Raw genomic sequence first — 17,017 nt, 5'->3', positions numbered from 1 at the left:
GAGTAGGGTCTGTCGACCCGGGCTTCTAGCCGCGGATCAACAGCCGCTTGCACCCGATCGCAAAAAGGCATCCAGTTCGATGCGACTCGGCAGCGCCGTCATCGCCCCCTTGGCGGTGGTAGCCAGCGCCCCGCAGCCGTGGGCCCGGGCCAGGATGGCAGGCAGCTCATCCAGAACGGGCAGCGAGGTCCGTTCGGCCAAGGCCGCCAGCAAACCGGCAACGAAGGCATCCCCCGCCCCAGTGGTGTCGATTGACACCACTTTGAGCCCCACCCACTCCAGCAGCTCGCCGCCGAGGCGAACCACCACGCCGGCCGCCCCCCGGGTCACCAGCACCAGGGTCGGGCCTGAAATGGTGGCGAGCCCCGCAGCCAGATCGTCCAGACCGCTTAGCAGTTGCAGCTCCTCCAGCGAGAGCTTGACCACGTCCGCCTGCGCAATGGCCTCGCGCACCACGGGCAGCATCTCGGCGGGGTTGCCCCACACCTCGGGCCTCAGATTGGGGTCGAAGCAGACCCGCCCCCCTGCCGCCTTGATGGTCGCCATGGCTTGCAGGCAGCTGCTGCGTACCGGCTCGTTGGCGAGCGCGATGGAGCAGGTCAGCAGCCACTGCCCGGCCTGGAAGACCGGCAGATCCGTGGGGGTCAGGAACTGATCCGCGCTGGGCCTCACCATAAAGGTGAAGCTGCGCTCCCCTGCCTCATCGAGCTCCACCAACACCGTGCTGGTACTATGGGCCGGATCCAGGATCAAGTGACGGGTGTCGACCCCTTCGCTGGCCAGGGTGTCGGCCATAAAGCGGCCGAAGGGATCCGCGCCGACCCGGCCGATAAAGGCCGACTCTCCGCCAAGCCGGGCCACCCCGACCGCCACGTTGGCCGGCGCGCCCCCCGGACACCTGAGGTAGTGCTGCCCCCCTTCCGGGATCAAGTCCACCACCGCATCCCCCATTACCCACACACGATTCGTCACCTTGCTACTCCACTGCTGCATCGGATCGACAGTCAAACCCGGACTCTGTTTTGTTGGTTGGCATTATCAGCTAAACCGTTTTAGCCAACCAACAGATCCCGCCGCCGGCTGCCATTTTTGTGATCGGGATAACGAACTAGAACCAGGTTTCCATCTGCACGCCAAAGTTCCACTCGCCCCCGGCGGTGAAGTTGCTCTGGCCCATGGCATCGGTGCTGGCGTAGTGGTCGAGCTCGGAGGACCAGTCCATCCAGGTGGCGAATACCCGCAACTCGGGCCGCTCGAAGAAGCCGGCGGTCTGCGCCTTGAAGGTGGGGGCGAAGGTGAGCTTGGTGAAGTCGCCACTCACCGCCTGACGCCCCTTGTAGCCCTTGGGATCGAGATCCATGTACTGCCAGGTGGCCTCGTAGACCAGCTCGACGTTCTGGCTCAGCACCTGGGCCAGCCGGCCATTGAGGGTCACCCAGCGGTACTCGTCCCCCTTCACGTAACGATCCTTGCTTTGCTCGGCCAGCAGGGCCGGGGCGATACGCCAGCGGGGCGCGAGATCGGTGGCGCCAAACACGGCGACTCGCACCGCATCGGCGTCCGCCAGCAGCTCGCTGTCGGAACCCAGCCCCTTGAGTTCGGCACCCAGGCCGTGGCCATACAGCACGGCCGCCTTGGAGAAGCCTGGGTTGATGCCAAAGAAGCTGTCGGCGTGGTAGGCCAGCAGGGTGTGCGCCCCCTTGTTCGCCGCCTCGCTGCCGGCGCCGCCGTCGTTGATGCGCGCCTCGTTGTCCTTGGCCGAAAGGCCGTTCACCATCCACTGCCAGTTGCCGACCCGGTTGTTCATGGTGAGGATGTAGCTCTCGATGTCGGAGAGGCCGCTCGCGCTGATGTCGCCGTAGTCGCGTCCGTAGAGGGAGAAGTTCGCCTTCCAGCTGTCGGCCAGCTGCACGTCGTAGACGCCGCCGCCAGTGCCGGCCAGGAACACCACGTCCGAGTCGAGCCAGTGGATATCGAAGTTGTCCCGGTCAAAGCGCTTGCCCGCCCACAGCACTGCATGCTTGAAGGGACCGTCGAAGCTCGCCAGATCGCCTATCTCGGCAAACACCTGGCGGGTGTTGAGGCTGGAATCGCTAGCGGTCCAGTCGTTGCTGGTCTCCACCCCGTCCGCCAGCATCAACTTGTAGCGGGCCCAGCTGCCATCGGCGAAGGTCTGGGTCTTCAGCAGGTTGGCCTCCATGTAGGTGTCATCCTCGTTGCCAAGGCGACCCACGGCGCCACCCACCGAGCCGGCCGGGGTGATGTAGGGGCCGCCGCGACCGCCGTTGCCATTGCCGTTGACCAGCAGGCCCGAGCGGGCATAGCCGTGGAACTCGAAGCCCTGGGCCCCGGCGGTCTGCTTGTCCACCTTCTCGCTCTGGGCCTTGGCCACCACGGCCGTCTCGCGGGCTTCGTTTGCCTTGCTCTGGGCCTCGTCGGCACGCGCTTCTGCCGCGGTGGCGCGTGCCTCGGCCGCCTGCACCCGCGCCTCCAGCGCCGCCAGACGGGCCTCGATACCGCCATCCGCCGCCCACAGCGGGCTGCTCATCCCCAATCCCAGCGCTACCGCCAGCGCCAACTTGTGCTTGCACATCGTCATCGTCCTCACCTGTCATCTGTTGCCCGGTCGGGCCTGTTGTTATCGACGACAAGAGCATAGCTAAACCAATTTAGCTAACTCAATACACCAGCTAAACCGTTTCAGCTCAAGTGTGAGCGGGATAACATTCGTACAGCAGGAATTGGCGGAAGTTGTGAGGAAGATCCCTCATCGGGATCCACTCAATAAGCGTGGGACCTTGCTAAAGCTGGGGCAAAAAAAGAGCCGGCACAGGGCCGGCTCTTGATATCAGGGTCGCGAAGATCAGCTGGTCAGATCGTCGAAGAAGCGTTTCACCCCTTCGAAGAAGCCTTCCGATTTCGGCTTGTGGGTCTTGGCGGCAGCACCGCTGAAGGATTCATCTAGCTGGCGCAGCAGCTCTTTTTGCTGCTCGGTCAGCTTGACCGGGGTCTCCACCACCACCTTGCACATCAGATCCCCCACCTGGCCGGAGCGCACGGACTTGACGCCCTTGCCCCGCATGCGGAACATCTTGCCGGTCTGGGTCTCAGGAGTGACCTTGAGCTTGACCCGGCCATCCAGGGTCGGCACTTCGATCTCGCCACCCAGGGCTGCCGCGGTAAAGCTGATGGGCACTTCGCAGTAGAGGTTGTTGCCGTCACGCACGAAGATCTCGTGCTCCTTGACGTGCACCTGTACGTACAGATCGCCCGCCGGTGCGCCGGCCTCCCCCGCTTCCCCTTCGCCGGAGAGACGGATGCGATCGCCAGTGTCGACGCCAGCCGGGATCTTGACCGACAGGGTCTTGGTCTTCTGGTAGCGTCCTTCGCCGTGGCACTTGCGGCACGGATCCTTGATGATCTTGCCGCGACCATGACAATGGGGGCAGGGTTGCTGCACTGCAAAGAAGCCCTGACGCATCTGCACCTGGCCGGAGCCGTGGCAGGTCGGGCAGGTCTGGGCAGAGCTGCCGGTGTGAGCACCGGAGCCGTTGCACACTTCGCAGTGGACCAGAGTCGGTACCTTGATCTCCTTGGAGACCCCGCGCACCGCCTCTTCCAGGGTCAGCTCCATGGTGTAGCGCAGGTCGGAGCCACGGGCCGGACCGCGACGGCCACCACCACGGCTGCCACCGAAAATATCGCCAAACACGTCGCCGAAGATGTCGCCGAAATCGGCGCCACCGCCAAAGCCGCCGTGGCCACCGCCACCCTGGCTCTGATCCACGCCGGCGTGGCCGTACTGGTCATAGCGGGCACGCAGGTTGGCATCGGTCAGGATCTCGTAAGCTTCCTTGACCTCTTTGAACTTATCTTCGGCACCGGCATCCCCCTGATTGCGGTCAGGGTGATACTTCATGGCCAGACGCTTGTACGCCTTCTTGATCTCGCGCTCGTCGGCATCTTTCGATACCCCCAGCACTTCGTAGAAATCGCGCTTCGACATACTTATCCTATTGCTATATCAGCAGTTACGCAGACGGGCGTTGGTTACCCAACGCCCGTAAATTCATAGAATCAAGCCGATGGGCGAAGCGGACTTCGCCCATCTGGGTCGGGCTTATTTCTTGTCGTCTTTCACTTCTTCGAACTCGGCATCGACCACGTCGTCGTCAGCCTTGGCGGAAGAGGAGGACTGACCGGCGTCAGCACCGGCGGCGCCTTGCGCCTGAGCCTGCTGCTGGGCAATCTCCATCAGCTTCTGGGACGCTTCCAGCAGCGCCTGCTGCTTGGCCTCGATAACGGCCTTGTCGTCGCCCTTGATGGCGGTTTCCAGCTCGCTCAGTGCAGCTTCGACCTTGGTTTTGTCGTCGGCAGGCAGGGCTTCACCGGCTTCGGTCACCTGCTTGCGCACGGAGTGGACCAGACCATCAGCCTGGTTGCGGGCCTGCACCAGCTCTTCAAACTTCTTGTCCTCGGCCGCGTTGGCTTCGGCTTCGCGTACCATGCGTTCGATCTCGTCATCAGACAGACCAGAGGAGGCCTGGATGGTGATCTTCTGCTCCTTGTTGGTCTCCTTGTCTTTGGCGGAGACGTGCAGGATGCCGTTGGCGTCGATGTCGAAGGTCACTTCGATCTGCGGCAGACCACGCGGTGCCGGACGGATGCCTTCCAGGTTGAACTGGCCCAGGGACTTGTTGTCGCTGGCGCGCTTGCGCTCACCCTGCAGCACGTGAATGGTCACGGCAGACTGGTTGTCTTCGGCAGTGGAGAACACCTGGGACTTCTTGGTCGGGATGGTGGTGTTCTTCTCGATCAGCGCAGTCATCACGCTGCCCATGGTTTCGATACCCAGAGAGAGCGGGGTCACGTCCAGCAGCAGAACGTCGGTCTTGTCACCGGACAGCACGGCACCCTGGATGGCAGCACCCATGGCCACGGCTTCGTCCGGGTTGACGTCTTTGCGCGGCTCTTTGCCGAAGAACTCGGCAACTGTCTTCTGAACCAGTGGCATACGGGTCTGACCACCAACCAGAATCACGTCGTCGATCTCGCCAACCGCCAGACCGGAGTCTTTCAGGGCGACACGAACCGGCTCCAGAGAGTCCTTCACCATGTCTTCCACCAGGGATTCCAGCTTGGCGCGGGTTACCTTGATGTTCATGTGCTTCGGACCGGTGGCATCGGCAGTGATGTACGGCAGGTTGACGTCGGTCTGCTGGGCAGAAGAGAGCTCGATCTTGGCTTTCTCGGCGGCATCTTTCAGACGCTGCAGGGCCAGCTGGTCGTTGCGCAGGTCGATGCCCTGCTCACGCTTGAACTCGTCAACCAGGTAGTTGATGACGCGGTTGTCGAAGTCTTCACCACCCAGGTGGGTGTTACCGTTGGTCGCCAGTACTTCGAAGGTGGTTTCGCCTTCCACTTCGTCGATCTCGATGATGGAGATGTCGAAGGTACCGCCCCCTAAGTCATAGACGGCAACCTTGCGCTCGCCCTTGACCTTGTTGACGCCGTAGGCGAAAGCCGCGGCAGTCGGTTCGTTGATGATGCGTTTTACATCCAGACCGGCGATGCGACCGGCATCCTTGGTAGCCTGACGCTGGGCGTCGTTGAAGTAGGCCGGTACAGTGATGACGGCTTCGGTGACCGGCTCGCCCAGGTAGTCTTCAGCGGTCTTCTTCATCTTTTTCAGCACTTCGGCAGAGATCTGCGGCGGTGCCATTTTCTTGCCTTTCACCTCGACCCAGGCGTCACCGTTGTCGGCCTTGGCGATGGCGTACGGCATGATTTTCAGGTCACGTTGTACTTCGTCATCTTCGAAACGACGGCCGATCAGACGCTTGATGGCGAACAGCGTGTTCTTCGGGTTGGTGATGGCCTGACGCTTGGCCGGCTGACCAACCAGGATTTCGCCGTCATCGGCATAGGCAATGATGGACGGAGTAGTACGGTCGCCTTCCGCGTTCTCGATCACGCGAGCATGGTCGCCATCCAGAATAGCGACGCAGGAGTTGGTAGTACCCAGGTCAATACCGATGATTTTACCCATTTGACGAATCTCCAAATACTTTGAATAAACTGGCGAGGGGCTCGCCTTAATGCGTTAACGGCTAGGTGGGGCCTGCCAATCTGGCTTTCAAGCTCCCGGCATCAAATTTTTTGTGCCGCCGTGGCCTTGCATCCTATATGGGGTCGCAAGTGGCCACTTCAAGCCCCGCCCTGCAAAAACCCCACCTTTTGTCATGGCCGGGCCATGACGCACCACAGGGATACACAACAAAAAGCCCGCCAAGCGGCGGGCCTGGGCATCAAGCACCGACTCAGTCGACGGCCTTGGATACCATGACCATGGCCGGACGGATCACGCGACCGTTCAGCTCGTAGCCTTTCTGCATCACGGCGATGACGGTGTTCGGCGCCACGTCGGTACTCGGCACCATGCTCATCGCCTGATGGGCGTTGGGGTCAAACGGCTGGTTGGTCGGATCCAGCGCCGCCAGACCGAACTTGGCCACGCCGCTCTGCATGGATTTCAGGGTCAGCTCGACCCCTTCGATCATCGGCTTGAGGGCGTCGTTTTCCTTGTCGGCCAGCTCGATGGCACGCTCCATGTTGTCCAGCACCGGCAAGAGCTCGGCGGCGAACTTCTCCAGCGCGAACTTGTGCGCCTTCTCCACGTCCTGCGCCGCGCGACGACGCAGGTTCTCCATTTCGGCGACGGCACGAATGGCGCGCTCGCGCTCTTCGGCAGAGGCTTGCTGGGCAGCTTCCAGCTGCGCCTCCAGCTCGGCAATGCGGGCCTGCTCGGCTGTCACTTCACTGTCTACATCGGTCGGCTCGACTGGCTGGGCTTCCACTTGCTCCATCGCTTCAACCTTTTGTTCTTCGTGGTTCATGACATCTCCAATTGCGGGTTACTTATGAGGGCCCATTCTCCGGTTGCGCGACCGGACGGCAACGGGCCGACTATGTTGGCGCTATTATGGGGATGGATCCCCGGCTTTCAAGGGGAAAAGGGCGCCATTATCGCCAAGGAGGTGACGCGACAGGCAATTTACGGCCTTTTCCCGCCCCATGGCGCAAGCGGACACGCCGGCAGCAGACAAATCCCCCCCAAAGCGCGGTATACTCCCCCCAATACTCATCCCAGACCCGACAGACCATGGATTCTCCGTTCAAAACCATCGCCCTGATTGGCAAGCCCCACCACGAAGGGGCCAACCAGACCCTGACCGGCCTGCATCAATACCTGACCACCCGCGGTTTTCGGGTGCTGGTAGAGAGCCGGGTGGCCCACGCCCTCGGCATCATGGACGAGAACGTGATGGATCTGGTGCAACTGGGCCAGCAGGCGGATCTCGCCATCGTGGTCGGTGGTGACGGCAACATGCTGGGGGCCGCGCGGGTACTGTCGCGCTTCGACGTGGCGGTGATCGGGGTAAACCGGGGCAACCTCGGCTTTCTCACCGATCTCTCGCCGCAGGATTACCTGCTGCCACTGGAGCAGGTGCTGTGCGGCCACTACAAGAGCGAGCATCGCTTCTTGCTGGAGGCGGCGGTCTATCGCCATGGCGAGCGCAAGTCCAACAACCTGGCGGTCAACGAGGCGGTGCTGCATCCGGGCAAGATCGCCCACATGATCGAGTTCGAGGTCTACATCGATGGCAGCTTCATGTACAGCCAGCGCTCGGACGGCATCATAGTGGCCACCCCCACCGGCTCCACCGCCTACTCCCTGTCGGCGGGCGGTGCCATCCTCACCCCCAAGCTCAACGCCATCACGCTGGTGCCCATGTTCCCGCACACCCTGAGCAGCCGCCCCATCGTGCTGGACGCCGACAGCGAAGTGCGGTTGCTGGTCTCACCGGACAATCAGGACGACGCCATGCAGGTGAGCTGCGACGGCCAGGTGACGCTGGCGGTCCACCCGGGGGACGAGATCCTCATCAAGAAGAGCAGCCACAAGCTGCATCTGGTCCATCCGCTGGATTACAGCTACTTCCACGTGCTGCGCAACAAGCTCGGCTGGGGCAGCAAGCTGTTCTGATCCCCTGCCCTGCACTCCCTGTTTCTCACAAAACGGCCCCTGACGCGGGCCGTTTTGCATTCCGTCCCGCGGCGACATCTTTACTGTATGGAAAACCAGTATATACTGGATACATACACAGTAATGTTGGCCCATACAGGATGAGACCATGCTGACCCAGCTGACCGTCAACAACTTCGCCATCGTCAAGTTTCTCGAACTCGATCTGCAACCGGGCATGACCTGCATCACGGGTGAGACCGGGGCGGGTAAATCCATCGCCATCGACGCCCTGGGCCTGTGCCTGGGGGAGCGTGCCGAAGCCGGCATGGTGCGACCGGACAGTGACAAGAGCGAGGTCAGCGCCCGCTTCCTGCTGGATGGCAACCCGGCCGCTCGCGCCTGGCTGGCCACCAACGAGCTGGAAAACGAAGGGGAATGCATAGTGCGGCGGGTCATCTCCGCCGAGGGGCGCTCGCGCAGCTACATCAACGGCGTGCCCGTGCCCCTCACCCAGCTCAAGAACCTGGGCCAGCTGCTGGTCAACGTCCATGGCCAGCATGCCCACCAGATGCTGCTCAAACCCGATTACCAGCTCGCCCTGCTCGATGGCTACGCCGGCCACCATCTGCTGCTCGATGAGGTGCGCCGCCACTACCAGCAGTGGCGCCAGCTGCAGAACGAGCTCAACCGGCTCAAGGCCGAGCAGCAGCAACGGGAGGCCCGCCGCCAGCTCATCGAATACCAGGTGCAGGAGCTGGACGAGTTCGCCCTGCAACAGGGGGAGTTTGAAGAGATTGAAGAGGAGCACCAGCGCCTGGCCAACGGCACCGAGCTGATGCAGGAGTGCGGCGCCTGTCTGGATCTGCTCTATGACAACGAGGAGACCACCATCGCCGGTCTGCTGCAGACTGTCGTCGATCGGGCCGAGGGGCTGGTCGCCATGGACAGCCGGCTGGGCGACGTGCTCGGCATGCTCAACGAGGCCCTGATCGGGGTGCAGGAAAGCCACAGCGAGCTGCGCAGCTACCTGGACCGGCTGGAGCTGGATCCAGAGCGCTTCAACGAGCTGGAGAGCCGCCTCTCCAAAGCCATCAACCTGGCCCGCAAGCACCATGTCAAACCGGCCGAGCTGGCCCTGCACCATCAGGAGCTGGCCGCCGATCTGGCGCGCCTCAACTCCGACGAAGAGCGGCTGGAGGGGATGGAAGACGAGCTGGCCGAGGCCCGCCAGGCCTTCGTGCAGGCCGCCGAGGCCCTGAGCCAGAGTCGCCAACGCTATGCCGAAGAGCTCGGCGCCAAGGTGAGTGCCAGCATGCACGAGCTGGCGATGCCGGACGGCCGCTTCGCCATTGAGGTGCGCCCCGATGCCCAGAGCAGCCTGTCACCGCTCGGCATCGACCGGGTGGAGTTCATGGTCACCACCAACCCGGGCCAGCCCATCCAGCCGCTCGGCAAGGTGGCCTCCGGCGGCGAACTGTCGCGTATCAGCCTCGCCATCGTGGTGATCAGCGCCCGCAAGATCTCGACGCCGACCCTGATCTTCGATGAAGTGGACGTGGGGATCAGCGGCCCGACAGCGGCCGTGGTAGGGCGCCTGCTGCGCCAGCTGGGTGAATCGACCCAGGTGATGGTGGTCACCCACCTGCCCCAGGTCGCAGGCAAGGGGCACCAGCACATGGTGGTGAGCAAGCACACCGACGGCAAGACCACCGAAACCCAGATGCAGGCGCTGGATCAAAGTGCCCGTCTCAACGAGCTGGCCCGTCTGCTGGGGGGCGATCAGATCACCGACAACACCCTGGCCAACGCCCGCGAACTGCTGGCCTGCTGAGGCAAAGGTCAGCCATCTGCACGCGGGGCCCACGTTGAGGATCAGGTTCCCCGCGTAACCTCGCCTGCTGGTGACGGTGGTTTGCGGCGCCGCGGCGGGTGCATCATCACCATGCCGCCGTTGCCGCATTCTGGAGAGCTCACTCCCGAGAGATCACTTTCTGGCGATTTGAATGGTCACGGCCTGCCTGGCCGGATCGAAGCCTCATAGCCTCTCGCTCATACCGAGACACGGCCTAATCTCCTTGCTTGCCCATCCCCCTATCCACCTCTTGCAACGTGAACCTTGCGGCCATGGGCGATCCCCCGGCGCTTGCCACACAGCTATCGCCTTCCTCCTGTCTCCCTGTCCGAGTTTGCCTCCCTCCCCTAATCTGCTGCCCAGGTCTGCCTCCCTACCCAGCCCCAAGACGATTCAGCAGCAGGAGTGCGCGCCCCTTTTACAACAGGGTCTCGCCCGCCGCAGGGCGGCCTGCGCTGGTTGCCATCAGCGGGGACGGCGCATAGAGTGAATCCAGAGCAGGGCAAGCCCCTGTTTTCCCGTTTGCCCCGCATACCTGATCTTGCCTCAGGTACGTCATCAACCGCAGGAATGGCACCATGCTCCACGTGTTTGGTCACAAGAATCCCGATAGCGACAGCATCTGTACCGCCCTGGTGGCTGCCGACTGGCTCAATCGCCAGGGCCGCCCTGCCCAGGCCTATGCCCTTGGCGAACCCATCGCCGAAACCCGCTTCATTCTGGATACCGCCGGCGTTGCCGCCCCGCCCCTGCTGCAGGGCAGCGTGGCCAACAAGCAGGTGTTTCTGGTGGATTTCAGCGAGCTGGAACAGGGGCCGGAGGGGCTGGCAGAGGCCGACGTGCAGGGCCTCATCGACCACCACCGCATCGGTACTCTCATTACCCGTGGGCCGCTCGATGCCTGGATCCGGGCCGTGGGCTGCAGCGCCACCGTGCTGCTGGAGCTGATGGGTTACCATACCCTCTCCCGCGCCCAGGCTCGCCTGCTGCTCGGGGCCATCATCAGCGATACCTTCAGCCTCACCTCGCCCACCACCACGGCGCGCGATCGCGCCGCCGTCCATGCCCTGCTGCCGCTGGCGGATCTGGCGCTGGAGCCCTTTGCCCAGACCCTGCTGGAGCGCCGCACCCAGCTTGGTGACGCCCCCATGGCCGAGCTCCTCACCGCCGACGAGAAGGCCTACCAGATAGCCGGCTACCAGCTCTATGTCAGCCAGATCTGCGTGATGGAGCCGGGTCAGTTGCACAGCCGGCAGGCGGAACTGGAACAAGCCATGCAGCTGCGGCTGGCAGAGGATGGGCTGGATGCCTATGTCCTGATGCTGACCGACCTGGCTCAGGGGGGCAGCCAGCTCCATTTCGCCAGCAACGGCATCCTGCCCGCCCACCCCATCCAGCTCATTGGCGCCGTCAGTCGCAAGAAAGAGGGGCTGCCCTGGCTGACGAGCTATCTGGCGGGCAAGCCACTCTGACGCAGACCCGGCGAGTCCCGCTTCACACCGGACTCGCCGTTCTGCTCACCCGTCCCGCCCTCTCTCTTGTTATCTTGCCATCTGCCAGCCAACACCCTCCAGCATGGTTCCAGAGAGGGGCCAATCCCTGCTTTGCTCACGCTTTTGACGGCTCGCACGTCATTTGCCCGCCCAGCCCCGCTTTTCCTTCATTTTCCATTCAACTCAGTCTGTTATGATGATGTAAACGAACATGCCCTGGCGCTGCATCAGCGACACCCGGTGACACCGGCAGCCACAGAGACAGGTTCGTGCTATGCGACACATAGCGGGTACACAGTGTTCTGGGACAGGCCATTTGTCCCGAGTGACCCGCACCATGCCAAGGGAGAACTGCTTATGACCTCAACCAATATCGTGCTGTTGCTGGAAGGCAAGGATTACGAGCAGGAGACGCTGGCCAAAGCGAGTCAATTGGCACAAGGAATGGGGGGCGAGCTCACCCTGCTGCACCTGACCCACAGCAGCAAGATGCGCCGCAACAGCCTGTCGCTGTCGGAAGAGGAGCGCAGCGCCCAGGGTACGCTGGACGCCAAGGCCATCATCAGCGAGCTCATCACCACCCTGCAACACCCGGTGGATTACCAGTGCCTGGTGGTCGATGACGTGGTGCCCGACCTGAAACGTTGGCTGGCCACTCACCCGATAGATCTGCTGCTGGTCGGCAGCCGCCATCACTGGATGGAGGGATCCCTGGCCCGCCTGCTTATCTACAAGCTGCCGCTCGACATCCAGATCTGCCACGAGCCCTACGCCGAACAACTCAAGGCCGTCAGCTGACAACCGGCCCCCGCCGACTCAGGCAGGGTGCCCGAATGACCTCCCGCAGCGGGCTTTTTCACCCGCTGCCCCCCACCCCGTCTGCTCGCCAGGAAGCCCAACTAGGGCACGCTAGTGACAAGACTATCTACATGTTTTCTTACATATTCATCACTGTTTTTTGAGCCTCGTTTGCTGCAGGATGTTGCCCTTGCACGCCTTCGTTCGCTTCTTTCAGGTGAAAAATGAACATCACTCCCAAGCAGAGAAAAATTGCCCTGCTCGCCCTCGTGCCCGTGCTCACCATCGGCTGGCTGGCCTGGCCGAACAAGGCTCCCGAGCCGGTACTGACCGCCGAGGTGACCCGCCAGGACGTGGAGCAGACCGTGCTGGCCAGCGGTGTGCTGCAGGCCATCGAGCAGGTAGACGTCGGTGCCCAGGTCTCGGGCCAGGTCACCTATCTGGCGGTGGAGGCAGGTCAGAAGGTCAAGCAGGGAGACCTGCTGGCCGAGATCGATCCGCTGATCGCCCAGAACAACCTCAAGACCGCCGAGGCGGATCTCGCCAGCCGCCGCGCCCAGCTCAAGATCAAGCAGGCCCAGCTCAAGCAGAACGAGCTGAGCTGGCGTCGCCAGCAGCAGATGTTCAGGCAGGAGGCGAGCTCGCGCGCCGATCTGGAGAGCGCCGAAGCCCAGCTGGCCGTGACCAGAGCCGAGCTGCAAGGCGCGCTGGCCGAGGTCGACAATGCCCAGAGCAAGGTGGAGCGAGCCAAGACGGAGCTCGGCTACAACCGCATTCAGGCGCCCATGGATGGCACCGTCGTCAGCATAGTGACCCGCCAGGGGCAGACCCTGGCCGCCAGCCAGACGGTGCCGACCCTGCTCAAACTCGCCAATCTGGAGACCATGACGGTCAAGGCGCAGATCTCCGAAGCGGACGTCACCCGGGTCAAGGCCGGCATGCCGGTCTACTTCACCCTGATGGGAGACCCGGACACCCGCTACCACGGCACCCTGCGCACCGTCGAACTGGCCCCCACCAACATCAACGAGCAGGCCACCAGCACCACGGCCACCAACAACGCCGCCGTCTACTACTACGCCCTGTTCGACGTGCCCAACCCGGATCACACCCTGCGGGTCGCCATGACCACCCAGGTCACCATAGTGCTCGGCGAGCGCAAGCAGGTGCTGACCATTCCGCAGACAGCCCTTGGCAAGAAGCTCGGGGAGAACGAGTACGAGGTCACCCTGCTCAAGGAGGATGACCAGAAAGAGACTCGCCGCATCAAGACCGGCATGAAGGATGACATCAAGGTGGAGGTGGTCAGCGGCCTGAGCGAACAGGAGAAGGTCACCCTGAACCAGGGTTCGCCGGTCAGTGGCAATGACGTGGAGATCATGTTGTGAGCGAGCCTCTGATCCAGCTCAAGGGGATCGAGCGCCGCTACCAGAGCGGAGAGCAGGAAGTGACCGTGCTCCACCCCCTCGATCTCGCCATCGAGGCGGGAGAGATGATCGCCATCGTCGGCGCCTCCGGCTCCGGCAAGTCGACCCTGATGAACCTGCTCGGCTGCCTCGATCGGCCGAGCAGCGGCCAGTACCTGTTCCGCGGCCAGGACACCGCCACCCTGGACGCCCTCTCCCTCGCCAGGCTGCGCTGCCACCACTTCGGCTTCATCTTTCAGCGCTACCACCTCTTGCCGCACCTCAATGCCGCCGCCAACGTGGAGATCCCGGCCGTCTACGCCGGCACGCCACGGGCCGAGCGCCAGGCCCGCTCCCAGGCACTGCTGGCGCGACTGGGGCTCAGTGAGCGCAGCCATCACACCCCGAGCCAGCTCTCCGGCGGCCAGCAGCAGCGGGTCAGTATCGCCCGGGCGCTGGCCAACGGCGGCGAGGTGATCCTGGCGGACGAACCCACCGGGGCCCTCGACAGCCAGAGCGGCAAGGAGGTGATGGCCATCCTCAGGGAGCTGCACGCCCAGGGCCACACCATCATCCTGGTGACCCACGACATGGAGGTGGCCAGCCACGCCGACCGGATCATCACTCTCAAGGATGGCCGGGTGCAGGAAGACAGCGGCCGCAAACCGGCCGCCGCCCCCGTGACCCCGACCGCCGCCCCCGCCGGCAAGGAAGGGGCAGGGCACGACTGGGATCGCTACCGGGAAGCGGCACGCATGGCGCTGCACGCCATGCTGGCCCACCGCATGCGCACCTTCCTCACCATGCTCGGCATCATCATCGGCATCGCCGCCGTGGTGAGCGTGGTGGCGCTCGGCCAGGGGGCCCGTGCCAAGGTGATCGACCAGATCAATGCCATGGGCACCAACACCATCGACATCTTCCCCGGCAAGGATTGGGGGGACGAGAAGGCCGCCAGCATCCAGACCCTCAACAAGCGGGATCTCGACGCCCTGCTCGGCCAACCCTACCTGGAAGGGGCCAGCCCCCAGATCGCCGCCTCCGGCCAGCTGCGCTATCGCAACAAGACCAACAGCGGCAGCATAGTCGGGGTCGGCAGCGACTTCTTCCGGGTCAAGGGGATGAAGCTCACCAACGGCCGGCTGTTTGACGAACGCGACATCCAGAACCGGACCGCGGTGGCGGTGGTGGACGGCAAGACCATAGAGAGCCTGCTCGGCAAACAGGATCCCGTCGGCCAGGTGGTGCTGGTCGGCACCCTGCCGGTGCGCATCGTCGGCGTGGTGGAAGAGGAGACCGGGTTTGGCCGCAGCGGCCAGTCGGTGAATGTCTGGCTGCCCTACAGCGCCGTGATGAGCCGCCTCATCTCCCAGAACCACTTCAGCCAGCTCACCATCCGGGTCAAGGATGGGGTGCAACCGGCGCTGGCCGAGCAGGCCGCCATCGAGCTGCTGACCCAGCGCCACGGAATGAAGGACTTCTTCACTTTCAGCAGCGACAGCATCATCAAGTCGGTGGAGAAGACCACCGCCACCATGACCCTGCTGGTCTCCGCCATCGCGGTGATCTCCCTCATCGTCGGCGGTGTCGGGGTGATGAACATCATGCTGGTGTCGGTGGTGGAGCGCACCCGCGAGATCGGCATCCGCATCGCGGTCGGTGCCCGCCAGTCGGACATACTGCAGCAGTTTCTGATCGAAGCGGTGATGGTTAGCCTGCTGGGGGGCATGCTCGGGGTGGGGGTCTCCCTCTTCATCGGCCTGCTCTTCTCCCTGTTCGTGGAGAGCATCCAGATGCACTTCTCGCTCTTTTCCATCCTGATGGCGTTTGGCTGTTCCTCGCTCATCGGGATCCTGTTTGGCTATCTGCCCGCCCGCAATGCCGCCCGGCTCGACCCGGTCGAGGCGCTGGCGAGGGAATGACGATGTACCACTTATCCAAACTGGGGCTCTGCCTCACCCTGGCGCTCGGCCTCGGCGCCTGCAGCCAGCAGAGCAGCTATCAGCGGCAGGAGCTGGCATTGGCCGACCACTGGCAACAGCCGGAGGAGGGTCTCACCCGCCAGCTGGCCGGCCCCTGGTGGCAGGGCTTCCACGATCCCGAGCTCAATCGGCTGATCGAAGCCGTGCTGGCTGCCAACCCGGACATGCAGGTCGCCGGCCTGCGCCTGCGCAGCGCCCTGCTCAGTGCCGATCTGGCCGACACCAACCTGACCCCCTCGGTCGATGCCAGCCTCGGCGGCAATGGCACCAAGAATCTGAAAAGCGGCAAGAGTGAAGGCAGCATGGGCCCCTCCCTGACCCTCGGCTACGAGGTGGATCTGTGGGGCAGGCTCGCCTCGGTGCGGGATCAGGCGAGCTGGGAGGCCGAGGCGTCCGCCCAGGATCTGGCCGCCACCCGCCTGATGCTGATCGGCAAGGCGCTCGAGCAATATTGGCAGCTGGCCTACCTCGGCTCGGCCATTTCCCTGGGCCAGCAGCAGCTCGCCAACTATGAGCGCGCCGAGCAGCTGACCCAGGCCAAGTACCGAGCTGGTGCCGTGACCCGGCTCGATCTGGTGCAGGCCAGCCAGCAGAAGGCCGGCAAGCAGGCGGAGCTCAGCTCGCTTCTGATGCAGCAGGAGCAGGCCCGCAATGCCCTGCGTCTGTTGCTCGGACGCAGCAGCGGCCCGCTGGCGTTCGAGCCCAAGGCGCTGCCGACGGCCCCCATCCCCACCCTGGCGGTCGGCATTCCGGCCGACGTGCTGGCGCGGCGTCCCGACGTGCGCGCCGCCGAGCTGCGCCTGCGCAAGACCCTGGCGAAGGGGGACGAGATCCGCACCGGTCTCTACCCCACATTGAAGCTGACCGGCGGCGCCAACAGCAGCTCGGACACCCTGACCCAGGTGCTGCAAAACCCGGTGGGCACCCTGGGCGCCACGTTGGCACTGCCCTTCCTCGAGTACAACAAGACCCGGCTCGCCATCGCCGGCGCCAATCTCGATTACCAGATAGCCGAAGCGGAGTTTCGCAAGCAGCTCTACGGTGCGCTGGTGGAGGTGGAGGATGGTTTGACCGCCCGCCACCACGGCGAGCAACGCCTGAGCTACCTGGCCGAGCAGCTGGACTTTGCCAAAGAGGCGGAGCGGCTGGCGAGAGCCCGCTACCAGGCCGGCGCCACCGGGGTACAACCCTGGCTGGATGAACAGAACCGGCTGTGGGACGCCGAGCTCGCCCTGCTCGGCCAGCAGAAGGAGCAGCTCAACACCATGGCGAAGATCTACAAGGCGCTGGGGGGCAGCGATCGCCCCTGAGCCAGCCACCCCCTCGCCCCATGGCGAGGGGGGGCTATTTTTCTGCACGCCACTGAACTTCCCTTCGCTTTTCCCTCTCTGACTCTGTCACACAAATCAATTGATAATAATTTTCATTTAATGAAGAATGGGCGCCATTATCAGTCA

General features: G+C 63.6%; 12 protein-coding genes. 7 read left to right on the top strand and 5 right to left on the bottom strand.

Annotation, left to right across the window (positions count from 1 at the left end; translation table 11 throughout):
- Positions 1-36: 36 nt before the first annotated feature.
- The 5 genes from BN1143_RS15170 to grpE form a co-directional block, all read right to left on the bottom strand.
- The gene (locus BN1143_RS15170; protein WP_082038575.1) at positions 37-993 is read right to left on the bottom strand and encodes an aminoimidazole riboside kinase; all 957 of its coding nucleotides are present in this window, start codon (positions 991-993) and stop codon (positions 37-39) included.
- Positions 994-1,108: 115 nt separating this feature from the next.
- Positions 1,109-2,599, bottom strand: coding sequence for a carbohydrate porin (locus BN1143_RS15165; protein WP_082038574.1), 1,491 nt, complete (start codon positions 2,597-2,599; stop codon positions 1,109-1,111).
- A gap of 264 nt (positions 2,600-2,863) precedes the next feature.
- Entirely contained in the window at positions 2,864-4,006 is a 1,143-nt protein-coding gene (gene dnaJ, locus BN1143_RS15160; RefSeq protein ID WP_042051211.1) for a molecular chaperone DnaJ, read from the bottom strand.
- Positions 4,007-4,120: 114 nt separating this feature from the next.
- Positions 4,121-6,049 (bottom strand): molecular chaperone DnaK, encoded by a 1,929-nt coding sequence (gene dnaK / locus BN1143_RS15155; RefSeq protein ID WP_005303009.1) that lies wholly within the window; start codon positions 6,047-6,049, stop codon positions 4,121-4,123.
- 271 nt (positions 6,050-6,320) lie between these two features.
- Complete coding sequence (gene grpE, locus BN1143_RS15150; RefSeq protein WP_042051210.1) at positions 6,321-6,896, bottom strand: nucleotide exchange factor GrpE; 576 nt, start codon at positions 6,894-6,896, stop codon at positions 6,321-6,323.
- 266 nt (positions 6,897-7,162) lie between these two features.
- Between grpE and nadK the strand changes: the two genes are divergently transcribed.
- From nadK to BN1143_RS15115, 7 genes are all read left to right on the top strand, one after another.
- Complete coding sequence (nadK, locus tag BN1143_RS15145; protein ID WP_005303013.1) at positions 7,163-8,047, top strand: NAD(+) kinase; 885 nt, start codon at positions 7,163-7,165, stop codon at positions 8,045-8,047.
- 148 nt (positions 8,048-8,195) lie between these two features.
- A complete protein-coding gene (gene recN / locus BN1143_RS15140) occupies positions 8,196-9,860 on the top strand; it encodes a DNA repair protein RecN (RefSeq protein WP_042051209.1) in 1,665 nt (554 codons plus the stop codon).
- Between the two features lie 599 nt (positions 9,861-10,459).
- Positions 10,460-11,353, top strand: a complete 894-nt coding sequence (locus BN1143_RS15135; protein ID WP_042051208.1) for a DHHA2 domain-containing protein — start codon at positions 10,460-10,462, stop codon at positions 11,351-11,353.
- Positions 11,354-11,731: 378 nt separating this feature from the next.
- Complete coding sequence (locus BN1143_RS15130) at positions 11,732-12,172, top strand: universal stress protein (RefSeq protein WP_042051207.1); 441 nt, start codon at positions 11,732-11,734, stop codon at positions 12,170-12,172.
- A 224-nt stretch (positions 12,173-12,396) separates the two neighbouring features.
- Positions 12,397-13,560, top strand: coding sequence for a macrolide transporter subunit MacA (gene macA / locus BN1143_RS15125; protein WP_042051206.1), 1,164 nt, complete (start codon positions 12,397-12,399; stop codon positions 13,558-13,560).
- The gene (locus BN1143_RS15120) at positions 13,557-15,500 is read left to right on the top strand and encodes a MacB family efflux pump subunit (protein ID WP_042051204.1); all 1,944 of its coding nucleotides are present in this window, start codon (positions 13,557-13,559) and stop codon (positions 15,498-15,500) included. The genes macA and BN1143_RS15120 overlap by 4 nt, the downstream gene beginning before the upstream one ends.
- A complete protein-coding gene (locus BN1143_RS15115) occupies positions 15,497-16,870 on the top strand; it encodes an efflux transporter outer membrane subunit (RefSeq protein ID WP_042051203.1) in 1,374 nt (457 codons plus the stop codon). Before BN1143_RS15120 ends, BN1143_RS15115 begins: the two co-directional genes overlap by 4 nt.
- The last annotated feature ends 147 nt before the right edge of the window (positions 16,871-17,017 follow it).

It is taken from the genome of Aeromonas dhakensis (assembly GCF_000820305.1).
Taxonomy (GTDB): domain Bacteria; phylum Pseudomonadota; class Gammaproteobacteria; order Enterobacterales; family Aeromonadaceae; genus Aeromonas; species Aeromonas dhakensis.
Note: the sequence above shows the minus strand (reverse complement) of the source record. Positions and strands in the feature narration are given on the sequence as shown.

Excerpts from the sequence above, each read along its gene's own strand:
- BN1143_RS15170 (WP_082038575.1), bottom strand. The coding sequence starts at position 993 with ATGCAGCAGTGGAGTAGCAAGGTGACGAATCGTGTGTGGGTAATGGGG.
- BN1143_RS15165 (WP_082038574.1), bottom strand. The coding sequence starts at position 2,599 with ATGACGATGTGCAAGCACAAGTTGGCGCTGGCGGTAGCGCTGGGATTG.
- dnaJ (WP_042051211.1), bottom strand. The coding sequence starts at position 4,006 with ATGTCGAAGCGCGATTTCTACGAAGTGCTGGGGGTATCGAAAGATGCC.
- dnaK (WP_005303009.1), bottom strand. The coding sequence starts at position 6,049 with ATGGGTAAAATCATCGGTATTGACCTGGGTACTACCAACTCCTGCGTC.
- grpE (WP_042051210.1), bottom strand. The coding sequence starts at position 6,896 with ATGAACCACGAAGAACAAAAGGTTGAAGCGATGGAGCAAGTGGAAGCC.
- nadK (WP_005303013.1), top strand. The coding sequence starts at position 7,163 with ATGGATTCTCCGTTCAAAACCATCGCCCTGATTGGCAAGCCCCACCAC.
- recN (WP_042051209.1), top strand. The coding sequence starts at position 8,196 with ATGCTGACCCAGCTGACCGTCAACAACTTCGCCATCGTCAAGTTTCTC.
- BN1143_RS15135 (WP_042051208.1), top strand. The coding sequence starts at position 10,460 with ATGCTCCACGTGTTTGGTCACAAGAATCCCGATAGCGACAGCATCTGT.
- BN1143_RS15130 (WP_042051207.1), top strand. The coding sequence starts at position 11,732 with ATGACCTCAACCAATATCGTGCTGTTGCTGGAAGGCAAGGATTACGAG.
- macA (WP_042051206.1), top strand. The coding sequence starts at position 12,397 with ATGAACATCACTCCCAAGCAGAGAAAAATTGCCCTGCTCGCCCTCGTG.
- BN1143_RS15115 (WP_042051203.1), top strand. The coding sequence starts at position 15,497 with ATGACGATGTACCACTTATCCAAACTGGGGCTCTGCCTCACCCTGGCG.